A 16,279-nucleotide genomic window follows, 5' to 3' on the forward strand; every position below is an offset into this window, starting at 1 on the left:
AGTTTCATGTACAAATAAGCTACGTTATGATGAAGATATTGTTTGGCATGATCCCTCTTATAGTAGGATCTTGTAATGATGTAAATGATTTTTACCAGGGCCAGGTAATTGATGAGCACAATAAACCGTTGGAAAATGTGCTTGTTTCTGAGGATAACACGAAAAAGGGAACCCAGACTAGGACAGATAGAAACGGCTATTTTAAATTAGCCCGCACACCGCAGTGGCTGGGTACGTTGATTTTTTATAAAGCCGGTTACGAAGTGGACTCTATTCCTACCGTAGCACGGCAATCCGGGGAAAGGGTTAATTACAGCTTTATCAAGAAAGACGATACCACAACCATTGTCCTGGAACAGGTCAAATAACTGTCGGGTTCAATTATGAAACTGAATTTATAGCTACAATATGAGAACGGAAGTTTTAGAACTAAAGGTAATGGGCAGAATGCCCAATGAGTCGATGAACGACGATGAACAAACAGATAAGCTTGTTGAACAATATGACGAATTGTTATCTGCCATAGAAAAGCCACTGACCCTTCAGGAAGGCGAAGTTTTAATTTCCCTATTTCCCGACAATACATTTTACGATTTGCACTGGGATCTGCTGCAACTGATCGAAAGCCTTTATGGCAAAGTCGATAATGAACAGTATCTTAATTTAATCAATACCTGCCCCAGTGCAGAATGGAAAGAAGCACTCCAGTCCAGGTATCAAAATGCGCAAAGTAAATCCTAAGTCTATACACAGTGCACATAGTTCTTTTGTGCGATCTTGTTATTCTACCGGAATAGCTACCCACTCTTTAAAAGCTTTGGCTTTAAGTTGGCTGACAACCGTATTTACCGGGGGCACCGGCTCAACCAGCACTTCTAATTTACCGTATTCCTTTGGCTGATAACTATTGCACGTATCCTTTCTGGCAATCAGTTGCCGGTTTAACCGGAAAAACAGTGTTTCACTTAAGAGTTTCTCCAGTTCATCCAGGGTATAATCAGTAATCAACTCTCCCCTGCCAGGCACGTTTACCACGACTTTCCCCCCTACAATATAGGCCATTTGTATATCATCTCCTTTGATATGGAGCACGCTTACCCCGGAGTATGCTTTAATTAAATTGTCTATTGCTATTTGTTCCCCTTCCCCGGCTGGTACACTACCGGCAAACTCTTTTTCTTTCTGTAACCTGTAGGCATGGACAAAGTAAGGCACCAGGATAAACAACAGATTGAGCAAAATCAGCAGAACAACAACCAGCGGAAAGACAAAAACAAGGTAGTCGGTCTTAAAAATGTTTACGTTATTGATGGCAAAGTATAAAGCGGCCATCAGGAATACTAAAATACAGGGAAGGATTAAACCACAGATGACCTGGAGTATGATCCTCATACCGGTATGGTTATGCAAAGGATAAGTTTTGCTGAGCCACTTATTGATTCTATATACCAGTTCCGTTACCGTAAATGCAATAAGGAAGGTAACGCCAAATTCGTAATAGAATTCAACAGTCAATAATCGCTCGAAGATACTTTTGATACTGCCCAGCTCAGAGACGTACAGGGATGCGGCCAGTACAGCAATAATTCTAAATGAAAATCGGTCTAAAATTGTGGTTTCTTGGGTCATAGCCAACCCCTTGCAAACAAATTGCCAAATTGTTATATTAGTATATTTAATAATTTAATATAGATCTTAATTATGCCTAAACTAACACCAGCAGGGGTAGCCGAAGTTACCGCATCCCTTTATGCCCTTACAAATGCCGAACTCATTGTACAAACAGACCTGATTGCCGGAGATTACGTGTCCTGGATGCAGGACAAATTCGATCTTTTGCCCAGTGAATTAGAATACATCACTACTGCACCAATTGAAGTAATCAAATTCTGGGGTTATTCCTTTGCATCTGCACTGGTGACCCGTGGTCCGATAACCTTTCCTACCTTACCCTCCAATCCTGAACCACGCCGTGCAAAGGAACTCCGCGAAAATATGATCGGAGACCTTAAGTATGATAATGCGTCAAAGCAGCTAACGGGCGCAGTACAAACAACAATATCTTTTAGGCTGTTATAGCACAAGAGCCGGTTAATCCCGGCTTTTCTAATTTATACCACAGGTAATCAACATTTTACAGAAAACAACCTAAAATATAATTGCATTTAACGAACACTATTGCCATATTTGAGTTGTAAATGCTACTGCCATACCTGTTCTACAGGAACCTAAGATATTCCCATTTAATTGCCGCTGCAAAACAGGAAACCATTAATCCTTAATCATCATTATAAAATGAGCGCGCCCATTTTACTTCATGAAAAAGACTTAATTTACCGTATTAAGGATGGTGACCAGGCAGCCTTTGAGCAATTATATTTTCATTATGCTAAACGACTAAGCCTACGGTTGCTACATCTGCTTAAATCCGAAGAACTTGCCCAGGACATCTTACAGGATGTTTTTCTAAAGGTTTGGGAAGTTCGGGATCGAATTGATCCCGAACTATCTTTTGGAGCCTTTCTTTATACTATTGCCGGTAACTATTGTAAGAATAATTTCAGGAAAGCACTATTACAGCAGGTGTACCATACTCAGGCGGGATTTGAGGAAGCCTACTCCCCCATTGAGCAACATCTCAATCAGAAGGATGCAGCCAAAGCTCTGTCCGTTGCTATGGAGAAACTCACTCAGCGGCAAAAGGAAGTCTTTACCCTACACAAGATCGAAGGCCGCACTTACAAAGAGATCAGCGAACTATTGGGTATCAGTCCGAATACCATAAACCAGCTAATTCAACAGGCCAACAAACAATTAAAGGCGAGCCTCCTTGGTCATTCCCTCCTTATAGCCGCAATTTTATTGAGCTAATTTTCAGACTATTAGAAATTATTTTCACTTTTTTACCATTTCATATAGCTAATTGATCAGAGATGTTGGTATTGCTTATATATACCTAATCAGAAGATCATGGAACCAAATATCAAAGTGCTATTTGACAAATACACTGCCGGTAAGGCAACCAGCCAGGAGATCCTTGAGCTTCATGATCATTTTGGTTTGGAACAAGGAAGTACAGAACTGGGTAAGTTAATTGCCGAGTACATTGTTTCAGAAAATACGACAGAAAACGATGAGGAGCTGCAGGTTGCCGACCGAATGGTTCATGCCGCCTGGCAAAACATCCATACGGTTATTGGATCACCTGCAATTGCAAAGAAGAAAAAGCTACCGTTTAAATGGCTGGCAGCAGCTGCGGCACTCCTGATCTTTGGTACAACAATGGTGTACTTCATGCAGACTAAAAAAACGATTGAACCACAGTTAACCAGTATATACGGTAATGATATTATGCCGGGGACAAATAAAGCCACTTTGACGCTATCCAATGGTCAGCGCTATGAACTAAAGGATTTAAAGGAAGGATTGCAGATTAACGAATCCGGAATTAGTTATTACGACGGTGAGGCCATTGCAGCTACCGATCAGGTTATTAATGCCTCTATTCATGTCCCTAATGGCGGTAACTATAAGGTGAATCTACCGGATGGAACAAAGGTTCAGCTTAATGCCGGAACTGATTTTATCTACCCAATACGTTTCGATGGCAAAGAAAGACTTGTTCAGCTATCTGGTGAAGGATACTTTGAAGTTAGTCATGATGCAGCAAAACCATTTAAAGTATTATCCGGGGATCAGGTCGTAACCGTACTCGGAACACATTTTAATGTACAGGCTTATAAACATGAAGCTATAGAAACGACCTTACTGGAAGGTAGTGTATCGGTATCTTCCTCAACGAATATAGACAATAAGGCTATGCTTGTTCCCGGTCAACAGGCAAGTTATCTGAGCGGAAGGATTAAGGTAAGAAAGGTTCCTGCAGAGGACTATATAGGTTGGACAAAGAATCTGTTTATATTTAACCACCTATCATTACCTCAGATTTTTACACATCTTGAAAGATGGTATGATGTTGAAATTATTTATCCATCAAATTTATCTAAGGAAACATACTTAATGGAAATTCCAAAGGATAGAAAACTATCTGAAATTCTGGAACCTATTACCGATCTGACAGGAGTTTCTTTTACAATACAAGGAAGGAGGATTACGGTAAAGCAGCGATAAAGACGTTTCATATGTTTGCCAGGATACCATAAAAATGCCGGATGCTGTTAGCGCAGCCTCCGGCGGGTATCGGGTAAAAAAATAATAATTCTGACAAACTAACATTTTAACCCGGATACAAACTTACTCATTGTTGTCTTTATTGTCAACATCGAAAAGCCGTATCCATTAACCAAAAAATTATGAATGGTTTATTTCATTCTATGGGTGGAAGGTTTTTCAACCTCCAACAAAGCAAACAGAAGGTTCCCTCCTATGCTCAATCGTTCAGGGTACTCACCCTTTGTATTTCTTTATTTGCAGCGAGCACCACTGTAAAAGCTCAGGATATTAATCTGACGGTCAAAAATGAGCCTTTAGAACAGGTTATAAAAAAGCTTCGGGAACGAACTGACTATATCATAATGGCACCTTCCTCAATAATGTCAAAGACAAAACCTGTTACTATTAACCTTAAAAGGGTCACGATTGATCATGCCATGCGGGAGATTTTTAAAAATCAACCGGAAGACCTTGATTATGAAATCAAAGGAAAGAATATCATTATTCGCCAGCGAGGGTATATAAAGGACAAAAAAGTAAAATCAAATGAGGCCCAAAAGCCAATTACCGGTAAAATACAGGATAAAAATGGTCAGGCTATTTCCGGAGCTTCCGTTCATTTGCCGGATGGCAGTATCGTAATTACCGATTATGCTGGGTTCTTTTCTATTGCAGAGCTGACCTCGGATGAAGTATTCATTACAATGCTGGGATTTGTAGTACAAAAAGTAATACTTAAAAATGATAGAGAAAATATCATCGTACTAAAGCCAAGTCAATCTATCCTGGATGAAGCTGTAGTAATGGGGTATGGCGTAACTTCTAAAAGGTTCAATACCGGCTCAATTGAACGTATCGGGGCAGAAGAAATCTCGACACAGCCAGTTTCAAACCCTTTAGCAGCTCTTGCCGGTCGAATTCCCGGAATGACCATTACGCCAACTAATGGCAATCCCGGATCTGGTTTTAAAGTACAGATACAGGGGCAAAATGCTATGGCCATCGGAGCAAATAAAAATACTGTAAACTCTGAACCCTTGTACATAATTGACGGGGTTCCTTACGCTCCCAATAATAGCGCAGTAAATCAGGGTACATCTGCCATCTCAAACAATGGGGCTGGATTAAGTCCATTCAATTTTCTCAACCCTTCCGATATTCAAAGCATCGAAGTATTAAAGGATGCCGACGCTACAGCAATTTATGGCTCCAAAGGTGCTTATGGTGTAATCCTTATTACTACTAAAAAAGGTACGGTTGGTAAAACCCAGGTTAACCTTAGTATTTCTTCTGGATTTAGCAAAGTTCCGAAGATGTTAACATTTCTAAATACTGATCAGTATTTAGAAATGAGAAAAGAGGCATTTGCAAATGATAATGTTACTGCCGATGAGAACAACGCGCCGGATCTCCTTCTTTGGGATCAACACAAATACACTAATTTCCAGAAAGAATTTATTGGGGGCACAGCTCGTTACAATGATATTCAAGTTTCTGCAACAGGCGGCAATGCTACAACTCAATTCTTAATCAGTGGTGGACAACAAAACCAAGGAACAGTTTATCCAGGCTCAAAAGGAGACAAAAAATCAAGTGGTCATTTTAACCTGAATCATAAATCCGAAGATGATCGTTTCCAGTTATCGTTGACGACAAGTTATGTGCTGGATAAAAACAATAATATTAGTTCGGATCTTACAAATCTGGGCGTAATAATTCCTCCAAATTACCCCGATCTATTTGATTCAAATGGCAATTTGCTTTGGGAGTATAAAGGAGTTCCCTTGTATTATGATAATCCTTATGCCTATCTCAAAACATCTTATACTGCCAAATCCTCAAATTTAAACTCCAGCTTAAATCTAAGCTACCGGGTCTTACCAGAGGTAAAACTGATGCTAAACGGTGGATACAATGCCATTCAGATTAATGAAACATCGCTGTATCCTATAACTTCAATGAATCCGCTATATAATCCAACCGGGTATTCAACTCTTGGTAATAATGCACTCAAAAGCTGGATTTTAGAACCACAGGCAGAATATAAGCTTGCAGCAAAAAGTAGTCAATTTACGATTCTATTAGGATCAACCTTTCAAAAGAACTGGTCAGAGGGCTCATTTATTTCGGCCTACGGGTACCCTTCGGATGATTTATTAGGCTCCATTGCGGCAGCCACATCCTCAACACTGACCAACAATAATTCTGATTACCGATATAGCGGTGTATTTACGAGACTTAACTACAGTTACAAAAATAAATTCATTGCTAATCTTTCCGGTAGACGCGATGGCTCAAGCCGTTTTGGCCCCGGAAACAGGTTCGGAAACTTTGGGGCAATAGGTCTTGCCTATATTTTTACGGAAGAGCATTGGGCTAAATCAAACCTTAAGTTTTTATCCTTTGGAAAGTTACGGTCAAGTTACGGAATAACAGGTAGTGACCAGATCGGAAATTATCAGTTTATGGATACATGGAAGGTTAGTACCAATCCTTATGGTTCTATAAGTGGCTTATATCCGACCCGTCTGGCAAACCCCAATTTCAAATGGGAAAAAAACAATAAATTTTCTGCAGCACTTGAATTAGGTTTTCTTAAGGACAGATTGATTTTCACAACGAACTATTACAATAATATCAGCGGAAACCATCTCTTGTCTTCAACAATTCCTTACACTACCGGATTTACAAGCATCCTGGAGAACTTCCCTGCAAAAGTTAAGAATTATGGATGGGAGTTTTTGATAAACTCAAACAATATTAAAAACAGCTCCTTTTCCTGGAGTACTACTGCTAATCTAACAATTCCACACAATAAGCTACTTTCCTTCCCTGATTTTGAGCACTCTGCTTACTTCAATACCTATGTTATAGGAGAACCTTTAAACATAATCCGGGGATATGCGGTGAGTGGTGTAAATCCACAAACGGGTGTATTTGAATTAATGGACGTACCCACTGGTCAAACTACAGGAACGAATGACTTGATTAATCTGGGAACAACAGATCCAAAATTTTACGGCGGTTTGGGCAATACATTTAATTATAAAGGGATCGGTCTCAACCTGTTCTTTGAATTTAAAAAGCAAACAGGAAAAAGCTTGCTATATGATATATACACGAGCAGCTCATGGCCTGGGATGATGCAAAATTTTCCGACGGAAATTCTCTCTCGCTGGCAGAAACCCGGAGACATTACAGATTATCAAAAATACTCAGCAAATTACGGAACAGATGCGGCTGTTGCCTCGGAATTAATGTCACGTCCTAACAAATTTACCTATACAGATGCATCATACATACGTTTAAAAAATGTAGAGGTATCCTATAATCTGCCACAGAATCTTTTGCAGGCCATTCGGCTCAATCGTTTGATGGTCTTTGCAAGGGCACAAAACCTGTTAACTATATCGGGGTATAAAGGTCTTGATCCCGAAACACAGAGTTCAATGACATTGCCAACTCTACGTACCATAACATTTGGACTCAGTGCATCATTTTAATGCTACCATTATGAAAAAGTTTAATAAATATATTTACTGCTGTCTGGTAACAACAGTTATCTTACAGGCAAGCTCCTGCTCTAAATTCCTGGAAGTAGAAACACCCGTCGGAGAAGTATCTTCATCAACTGTATTCAATTCTGAAAGTTCAGCTCAGGCGGCAGTTGTTGGTCTTTATAGTCAGGTGATGGTTACAAACAATTATTTTCTCAATGGCGGTTTATCATTATATGGAGGGCTCTATGCAGATGAGTTATATAATACATCAGCAAATTCGAACTACGATCCTTTTAAATCCAGCAGTCTTACCAGTGCAAATTCCATTGTTTCCAATAATTTATACCGCTTTGCGTATAACTACATCTATCAGGCCAATCTCATTTTAGAAAATCTGCCTGAAGCCCGTATTTCAGATAACAATAAACTGCGCTATACCGGCGAGATGTTTTTTATGCGTTCACTGTGCTATTTTTACCTGGTTAACCTATGGGGAGATGTCCCCTTAATACTTAGTACCGACCAGGAGGTTAACAGGATAGCAACACGAACAAACAAGCTTGATATATATAAGCAACTGATCTCTGATCTTTTACAGGCTGAGATTCAGTTAAAAGACCAAAGTACGGATGTCGAAAAATCCAGGCCAGATCTCTATGCTGTTAAATTACTACTTTCAAGGGCCTACCTCTATCAAAAGGACTATCGAAATGCCTTTGCAAAAGCCGACGAAGTAATTCAATCCGGCAAGTATAGTCTTGAACAGGACTTAACAAAAGTATTCCTTGCGGGAAGTAAAGAGACAATTCTTCAATTCAGACCTCTAGGACCTAACTTTAATACTGCTGAGGGATTTACTTTTCTGCCCTCCAGTTCGACTGCAAGTCCAACGATTAGTCTGTTTGCAAATTGGATGAAAACCTTTGAAAGCACGGACCAAAGGCAAACACAGTGGGTAACAAAAAGAACCTCCGGTTCTGTAAACTATTATTTCCCGGCAAAATATAAGATTAGATCAAATGCGGTTAAAACGGAATTCAATATTGCTCTGCGACTGGCTGAGGCTTATTTGATCCGCTCTGAATCCAATTTCAGATTAAACAATTATGAAAACGCGATTACCGATCTTAATGTGATCCGTAAAAGAGCCGGACTGACTGATCTGCCTTTGGATTTACCCGCAAACCAATACGAAGAAACATTAATGCAGGAACGATCTCATGAATTTTTTGCTGAGTGGGGACACCGCTGGCTTGATTTAAAACGATGGGATAAAGCTGCTGTGATTCTGTCCTCTGTCAAAACTGAGTGGAATGCTTACAAAGAGTTATTTCCAATACCCAATTATGAAATAATCCGAAATACTAAAATGACTCAAAATGAAGGCTACAATGATTAAAACTATAATATTGGCTTTAATGATATTAAGTGCAAATATTCTTTATGCTCAAACAAATAATAAACTGGGGCCGGGGGATACACTTCCCGGTACAATATTTCCGATTCGCAATTATTCATCTTCTTCCATAAACCTCGATGACTTTAAAGATAAACTCATCATTATTGATGTATGGGATGTTACCTGCGGTGGTTGCATACTTGGTATGCCTAAAATGGAGCAATTACAGGAAAAATATAAAGACAAAATAAAGGTGATCCTCCTAAGTGACGATAGCTGGGAGGCAATAGAAAAACTGAAAACACATGCTGATATTGTAAAGAACACAACACTCCCCATGATCACCGGGGAATCTAAGCTTTTGTCGAAAATCAACTACGTGTATCTGCCAACTTATATTTGGATTAAAGATGGGAAAACAATATTAAATATTACAGATAGCAAAACATTTTCTGAAGCCAAAATTGAGGAGTACTTAGCAACCGGACAATTAAAAGCCGAAAACAAAAAGGAAATCGATACCAAAACGAATAAAGGCCCACTATTAAATACTTTGTATCCATACATAAATGAAGACTTTGCATTTTACAGTTTCTTATGGAAACAAGGAGAATATCGTACACACACTGTAATTACTATATCACGTAATGATAAAAATAGAAATCTAGTCGAACGAGTAAAAATTACGGGAAATAATATAAGGACTTTGTATCAAAATGCTTATGACAATAATTTTAAAAATAAATCTTTCAGACGTATAGTTTTTGATGATCCAATTAAGGAAAAAACTGACACTGCTGAATACTCCTATGAAATGATTTTTGGCGCTCCAAGACCAGATACGGCTGTATTTAATTTAATGCGAAGGCAATTGGATTTAAACCTGGGCTTGACCAGTAAAGTGGAGAACAGGATGCAAGATGTTTATGTTTTAAAAAGAATAAAAGGTATTGCGCTATCTAAACTAACTTCAGAAAAAAAACATATTACCAAAGGATTAGGAATAAATGACAATACTAACATTTTGGCAATTAAAGATGCTACATGGGTTTGGGCTACAGAACTTATTTCTAAAGTACACATAGTCCCTCCATATGAAATGATTGATGAAACTGGAATTGATATAGAAACAGTTGTAAATTTCATCATACCCCAGGACTTAAGCCTTGAAAACTTAGGTGCTGTAAACAAAAAACTGAAAGAAGTGGGTCTTGAAATAGAGTTTACAAAAAGGCCATTGGATGTAGTTGTATTGTACCAACAGTAAAAATTTAGGGAAGCAATTTTAGTATTGCTTCCCTAAAACCAAATTAACCGGAGTTTAATTTCTATCGTAAATTCTTGTATCCGGACTGGCAACCTGAGCTGGTTTAATACCAGCTGAAGGATTTCCTGGTGAATTTAGCTGATCATCACGATAACCTCTTTCGCATTCCGGTTTTGTTGGCGCACCATCACAACCGGTCAAAGCTTGTTCGTCACTTTGAGTTCCAGTATTTTGGAACACAGGTGTTGAACCAGACATTTTGTACCAGTGCAGGGTACCTGCAGAATTTGTGTTTACTTCTGGTTTTGCTTTGGTTTCAGGAGTACCTGCAAAAGAGAATGCGGAGGCCAGCATTAAAGCGGCGGCTGATAATACGATACGTTTCATAATTTTAAATTTTTTGGAGTTAAATAATAAATGAAAGGCTCCGGCCAGTAATTAGGAAACTGGGTTTTCGGGTAAGAAATGCTGCCTACTTTTTTCTACAGGTTTTCGGCTTTGCCTGTTTGTTTACTTATTGTTTATGCTATCACAAGGGTTAATGATTATGGGACTGGCCACTGCATTTGGAAATCGGGGATCTATTGATTCCATTTTCCTGAACTCTTCACAGCTCATATTGTCCGGCTTAAGAAATACCATAATAGCGATTAAAACACCGAGTAAGACAACTGAAATAGCAATAACTTGCAATCCTGATGGATCATCCTCATTTTTACTACTTTGAAATGGCTTTCTTTTTAGCATGAACACATAATTAATTTAGGATTACCTCAATATGTATATTATTTCTCACTATTGTTATTACAAAGTTAACGAAATGCTAATCACTAAAAATTCATCTAACTTTAATGGTCAAAGCAAGCCTTGAATAAACGCCAGTTAAACCCTTATTTCCTTTCTGCTCCGGAAGTAATAATCCGGCATCAGATTTATGCTTGAGTCCTGATCCAATTTGGGGAATTGGGATAGAACTTAAATTTATTATTATGCATGCTGACCTAGTTCCAAAATGACAACATGAGATTTTGAATTTTGATAAGAAGCCGGCCATTAACCGGCTCCAGATCAGGTTAATTATTTTTTGCAATTAAAAATATAGGACGTATTGGTTGTACCACCAAGCGTAGGATGATCTGTACTTTTAGCTCCCTGTTTACGTCCTTCCTTTTTAAATGTAAAAGCAGTTTTTACACTAATACGAGATTGTTCGTTTTGATTTTTCATTGTGTTTTTAATTAAGGTTTGTAGAACAAATGTACAACCCTACTACACTGCAATTTAGATAAGTTGACGAACCACCCTTTTAAGATAGTTGAACTGCATTTTAGCGACGGTGAGCACCTAAAATTGAACCATTATGATTAAGAAATATAGCCCCATTTTAGCTCATATTGCCATAATTTTTATTTTTATTACAATAGAAAGTTCAAAATACCTGATTGGAAAGCAGAAAGTTGACGTCCTCATACTTACGCTGTACTACATATATGATATTTCCTTTTTCTACTTTTCCTCGTATGTATACCTGCCCTTTATATACCGGAAAGTTTCACAAAAATATATAAGAGTAGCTGTTTCATTTTCTGCAATAATCCTTTACTGGTTAATGATTATGCCTTACAGCGCTTTCGTGCAGTTTTGCAAAGGCTTACCTATAACAAAATCTTTCTCTCCTGAAGTATTAAGCCTAGTTTTATATCGTGCACTGCTAATCCTGGGTTTTGCCTATGTGCTCTGGCATAATAAATACATGTTAAAGATCGAAAAGGAGCGAAATAAAGAAAGAGAGCGAAACCTTCGGTTAGAAAATGATCTTTTGCGTGCCCAGTTGAATCCGCATCTTGTAAACAATGTACTTGGATTAGTGCATGAGCATCTGATTGAAAAATCGCCTAAAGATGCGCAGATACTGGAGATCCTGGCTGATATAACAACAGATGCTTTTATGAAATCTAAATTGGATGGAACGGTTCCACTTCTTTCTGAAGTTGGGACAGTGAAGTCTTATTTACAGCTACATAAATTAATCAAGGAGGGCAACTGCTATTTGGACTTTACCAGTAATGTGGGTGAATTGGAAGCACATAAGATATATCCTTTCCTATTACTCGAACCGGTCCTTAACCTTTTAAAATATGGAGACCTTTCCGACAAGCAGCAACCAGCACGCATAGAAATTGTTATTTACAATGGAATACTGGTTCTTAAAACCTGGAATAAAAAAGCCGGGCAAAGTGCCAGATCAACCCATCATTTCGGAATGGATAACCTCAAAAGCAGGTTAAATGCCTACTACATCTCAAAGCATGATCTTCATGTAATAGATAATCAGTCCTCCTATTCTCTAACCCTAGAAATTGAATTATGATACTGAACTGTATGGTTATAGATGATGATGCATACATCATAAGATTATTAAGAAAGTATATTGAACAGAGCAAAAGCCTTCAGTTCTGTGGAGGATTTACTGATCCCGGCGAACTGATGGAAGACTTAAGTGGAAATAGTCTGACTGCAGATATTATATTCCTGGATGTTGCACTGAAGGGAAGTTCCGGACTTGATATATTACCCAAACTAAGCCAGAATGCCATTGTTATCCTTATCAGCGGAGATCCGAGTCATGGGCCAGCAGCGTTTGAATTAGGTGCCCAGGGATATCTTACCAAACCTATATCATATGATAAATTCATTAGTGCAGTAGAAAAGGGCCGGAAAATTTACAGAGAACAAAAAGCGATGTTGCTTACGCCACCGCTACCCTATTATTACATCCCAGGCGAAGGACGGGAAGTAAAAACGAGGATAAAAACAGATGAGCTGATTTATATTGAAGCAGTAAGAAACTTCTCCCTCTTCCATATTTCAAAAAGTAAGTTTCATATCAGTAAGCTCACCCTCAAAGAGATTGAATCATTATTACCTGCCCCCCATTTTATGCGCATCAGCAGATCTAATATTGTCAATATGGCAAAAGTAGAACAATATGATGCTCATGATGTTATCCTGGAAAATGATATAGTGTTGTCTTTTGGCAGTACATACCGGGACAAATTTATTTGGCAAATAAAAAATACCGGTATGCTCTACTGATACCGGTATTTTGATTGCTTTAAAACAGCGATTAAAAGGTTATAAATAAGCATTTCGTGTGCGCGCTGCTGATCAGTAAATAACCTGTTTATGTGCATATGCATCAGATCAGTAAAGAAGGGAGCTTGCCGTTCTGGTGGACAGGCCTTAATAAGTTCGATTATTGATATAACCATTTTGTCTGTCCCTGGCATCATATCCGTATGTTGTACCACGCTATAGATATCCTTTTCTTTATAATGCTGGTTTACACGTTTGAATTTTTCTCTATCCATTTCATGTTCTTCGCTTAAATGGTTCCGAATGTTTTCCATCCAGCTGTTAAAACGTTCTTCTCCTATGACGTCCGCTTTCTTTACGGCCAGAAATAACTGCAGACAATGAATATAGCGGAGGTCTTCATCAATATCATTGTCAATAATATCAAGTACGAATACACTGTCAATTTTGAAGTGTTGTTCAACCTTTTCAATTCCTGCAATATCATATCGTTCCATTTCCCGATTATAGGTTCTTAAACTGAGATCACTGACCAACCCTCTGTTATATAATGGTTCCAGCTGGCAGTGTACCATATCCATAACTTCTTCTCTGTATTTTCGGTGTTTGAGCTGCAATCTGAACCTCAGATGATCACCATTTTCGTTATAACGGATGAAAAACCAGCATTTGATCTGCTCTTTGAATTGATCCAGCACTCGGCTTAAAGGTCCCGTCAAAATATCATCGGCTCCTGCAGGGTGACCATAAATTTCAAGTGATAACCAGTCCTTTCCTGGTAAAAATGCCCGTCTCTTTGAGGAATCGATATTTGTTATGCTTCCACTACCATAATATACTTCCTGTTGATGTACAAGGGGGATAATAACCTGGTTTAAATATCCTTGTCCCTGCTTATCAATGATAAGAGGTTGTTTTGGTAAAGGAAACTCCTCAATATATAGGCTTCCTTTCTTATGTATTTCTACCAGTAGCAATTCAATTTCCATTTTACGGGAGCAATCGATAACTAAAGGTTCCTCTCCGCTTAGAATTTTAACCCTTTCCCCTAATTGAAAATGGTTGATTAAACTTTTCAGACAACTTATTTTGTCTTGTTGAGATCCTCCTTCAATAACCTCCCTCGTAATTTTAATCTTAGCCAGGGAAAGTATGATATTTCTAAACTGGAACCTTGGATAGTATTCCTTTCCAGGAAATAAGGTTAATGCATCAAAGCCTAAATCCGGCCAGATACCATAATAAGAGAGGTCATATAAAAATCGAAATACCGGCAGATCTGATCTTCGGTAATTATAGGCTGATGACATTCTGGGTATCATCCGCTTAGCAATTTTTTTTGATCGCAGTACAATTTCTTTACCCGATACAGATATATACAGGTCATCAAGCGTTACAGGATCTTCTGATTCAGTATAGTTTATCAGATTAAGCTCATAGTCATAGACCTTTTGCCTCCTATTGACGTTATCAACGGCAACTTCAGCATTATATGCAATATCAAAAAAGATAACATCAGAATTGGCATTTTGTTCTATTTCAGTAATGCTCTTGCAGGTTTCCAGGATATCATTATTTAATGCAGTAAATCGGCCAGCAAGTTGCGTAAAAGAATGTCCTCCAATTCTTTCAACAATTAAATGGTCATCAACTATACTTCCGATCAGAGAGCAGGAATTCGGAAGGGCCTTCTTTCGTATCGTTGCTTTATCTTCCTTTTGAGAGAATTCTATGTAAATTGTTTCACCTATTCGAAAATGTCCATACTTATTAAGGAAGGATGTTTTATCTTTCTGTTGGTTGGTTTTTTCTTGAATCACTCTGGCAAGTAAATTATCGGAACTATCTTTATTATGCAACTTCCCGTAGCCAACCCCAAGTTCTGGATCTAATGCTATCATAAGGGGCACATCACTCCGATCAAAGCGTTTGGAAAACCGCTGCCTGAAATCAATAATATCTTCACTATCCTCTGGTTCGGGTAAAATGTCTGTGAGTAGCTCAATTAAAGCCGGGATATTTTTTGTATATTTTTGTTCAATACTTTCATTATCAAAGGTGTGTTGAAAGATATGATAAACTCCAGCGTTCGCACTTTGCTTATATCCTATCCTTTGAAAATAATCCCTACCGATCAGATTTGGATCAAGTTCTGTTATGATCAGTCCACAAAGAATCAAATCTTCCAACAATTGAAATATGGATTCTTTTGAACAATCAGTAGTAAAGAGATTCAATACTTCACTGATTTTTATTGGCCTTCGGCAACTTATTAAAAGATTGCAAATGGTAAGATCCCTTTCAATTTCAGCTAATTCAAACCGTTCGCCGATCCTTCTTACATATCGGATCTGATTGCCAACTGAATAATAAGTACTATTTGTAAAAAGCTTAAAATCCCCATTAAGTATATCGCTAAATGAGTATTGAATATTTTGAATTTCTTTCCAATCGGCTAATTTATGGACAGTCCACCTTTTAATGACTAACTCCGTATTTACGTCTTTACAAATGGAAGCCATCCCTACAGAAGAGAAAGTACCAAATGGTACACATCTATATTTGGAACGGTTAAGATATTTTAAAATTGATGATTGTATCTTTTCAGGTTGACAGGAAATGTCTTCCTCTTCGACCCCCCTTATCAATTCAAAAAAATCCATAGAGGAAATTTTAATGGACTTTTTTAATTCTTTCCAGTTCTCATTTAAAGAAGCTGAAAAAGGGAATTTTGGCATCCTTACAATAATTTGGTTATATGTTTTCATACTTGTAGACTAATAAGTGCCTAATCTACGTTTTACGAGAACTCAATTGGAGGTAAAAACCTGAATTAGGGTTTAT

At 38.1% G+C, this 16,279-nt stretch carries 15 protein-coding genes; 10 read left to right on the top strand and 5 right to left on the bottom strand.

The window, feature by feature from the left end; translation table 11 throughout:
• The first annotated feature begins 26 nt into the window (after positions 1-26).
• Both B3C94_RS17695 and B3C94_RS17700 read left to right on the top strand, forming a co-directional pair.
• Positions 27-368, top strand: a complete 342-nt coding sequence (locus B3C94_RS17695) for a carboxypeptidase-like regulatory domain-containing protein (RefSeq protein WP_293906092.1) — start codon at positions 27-29, stop codon at positions 366-368.
• A 40-nt stretch (positions 369-408) separates the two neighbouring features.
• Positions 409-741, top strand: coding sequence for a hypothetical protein (locus B3C94_RS17700; RefSeq protein WP_293906094.1), 333 nt, complete (start codon positions 409-411; stop codon positions 739-741).
• A gap of 39 nt (positions 742-780) precedes the next feature.
• Here the strand turns inward: B3C94_RS17700 and B3C94_RS17705 are convergent, their stop codons facing one another.
• The gene (locus B3C94_RS17705; RefSeq protein WP_293906096.1) at positions 781-1,629 is read right to left on the bottom strand and encodes a LytTR family DNA-binding domain-containing protein; all 849 of its coding nucleotides are present in this window, start codon (positions 1,627-1,629) and stop codon (positions 781-783) included.
• Between the two features lie 72 nt (positions 1,630-1,701).
• Between B3C94_RS17705 and B3C94_RS17710 the strand changes: the two genes are divergently transcribed.
• The 6 genes from B3C94_RS17710 (at position 1,702) to B3C94_RS17735 (ending at position 10,339) form a co-directional block, all read left to right on the top strand.
• Positions 1,702-2,079 carry a hypothetical protein gene (locus tag B3C94_RS17710; protein WP_293906098.1) on the top strand — a complete coding sequence of 126 codons (378 nt, stop codon included), beginning with the start codon at positions 1,702-1,704 and terminating at the stop codon, positions 2,077-2,079.
• A 216-nt stretch (positions 2,080-2,295) separates the two neighbouring features.
• Positions 2,296-2,871, top strand: coding sequence for an RNA polymerase sigma factor (locus B3C94_RS17715; protein ID WP_293906100.1), 576 nt, complete (start codon positions 2,296-2,298; stop codon positions 2,869-2,871).
• A gap of 99 nt (positions 2,872-2,970) precedes the next feature.
• The gene (locus B3C94_RS17720; RefSeq protein WP_293906102.1) at positions 2,971-4,131 is read left to right on the top strand and encodes a FecR family protein; all 1,161 of its coding nucleotides are present in this window, start codon (positions 2,971-2,973) and stop codon (positions 4,129-4,131) included.
• Positions 4,132-4,313: 182 nt separating this feature from the next.
• A complete protein-coding gene (locus B3C94_RS17725) occupies positions 4,314-7,676 on the top strand; it encodes a SusC/RagA family TonB-linked outer membrane protein (RefSeq protein ID WP_293906104.1) in 3,363 nt (1,120 codons plus the stop codon).
• Between the two features lie 10 nt (positions 7,677-7,686).
• On the top strand, positions 7,687-9,072 hold the full coding sequence (locus B3C94_RS17730) for a RagB/SusD family nutrient uptake outer membrane protein (RefSeq protein ID WP_293906106.1): 1,386 nt from the start codon (positions 7,687-7,689) through the stop codon (positions 9,070-9,072).
• The gene (locus B3C94_RS17735) at positions 9,053-10,339 is read left to right on the top strand and encodes a TlpA family protein disulfide reductase (RefSeq protein WP_293906109.1); all 1,287 of its coding nucleotides are present in this window, start codon (positions 9,053-9,055) and stop codon (positions 10,337-10,339) included. The genes B3C94_RS17730 and B3C94_RS17735 overlap by 20 nt, the downstream gene beginning before the upstream one ends.
• Before the next feature lie 54 nt (positions 10,340-10,393).
• Here the strand turns inward: B3C94_RS17735 and B3C94_RS17740 are convergent, their stop codons facing one another.
• The 3 genes from B3C94_RS17740 to B3C94_RS17750 form a co-directional block, all read right to left on the bottom strand.
• Positions 10,394-10,726, bottom strand: a complete 333-nt coding sequence (locus B3C94_RS17740) for a hypothetical protein (RefSeq protein ID WP_293906112.1) — start codon at positions 10,724-10,726, stop codon at positions 10,394-10,396.
• Positions 10,727-10,849: 123 nt separating this feature from the next.
• Positions 10,850-11,086, bottom strand: a complete 237-nt coding sequence (locus tag B3C94_RS17745; protein ID WP_293906114.1) for a hypothetical protein — start codon at positions 11,084-11,086, stop codon at positions 10,850-10,852.
• A gap of 330 nt (positions 11,087-11,416) precedes the next feature.
• Positions 11,417-11,566 (bottom strand): hypothetical protein, encoded by a 150-nt coding sequence (locus B3C94_RS17750; RefSeq protein ID WP_293906116.1) that lies wholly within the window; start codon positions 11,564-11,566, stop codon positions 11,417-11,419.
• 526 nt (positions 11,567-12,092) lie between these two features.
• On the opposite strand from B3C94_RS17750, the gene B3C94_RS17755 reads away from it, so the two are divergent.
• Together B3C94_RS17755 and B3C94_RS17760 are read left to right on the top strand one after the other, a co-directional pair.
• On the top strand, positions 12,093-12,710 hold the full coding sequence (locus tag B3C94_RS17755) for a histidine kinase (protein WP_293906118.1): 618 nt from the start codon (positions 12,093-12,095) through the stop codon (positions 12,708-12,710).
• Positions 12,707-13,435 (top strand): LytR/AlgR family response regulator transcription factor, encoded by a 729-nt coding sequence (locus B3C94_RS17760; RefSeq protein ID WP_293906120.1) that lies wholly within the window; start codon positions 12,707-12,709, stop codon positions 13,433-13,435. Before B3C94_RS17755 ends, B3C94_RS17760 begins: the two co-directional genes overlap by 4 nt.
• Here the strand turns inward: B3C94_RS17760 and B3C94_RS17765 are convergent.
• The gene (locus B3C94_RS17765; protein WP_293906122.1) at positions 13,429-16,203 is read right to left on the bottom strand and encodes a lantibiotic dehydratase; all 2,775 of its coding nucleotides are present in this window, start codon (positions 16,201-16,203) and stop codon (positions 13,429-13,431) included. The two genes, B3C94_RS17760 and B3C94_RS17765, sit on opposite strands and share 7 nt — an antisense overlap.
• Positions 16,204-16,279: the final 76 nt, after the last annotated feature.

The organism is Sphingobacterium sp. UBA5670 (assembly GCF_002420705.1).
Lineage (GTDB): Bacteria > Bacteroidota > Bacteroidia > Sphingobacteriales > Sphingobacteriaceae > Sphingobacterium.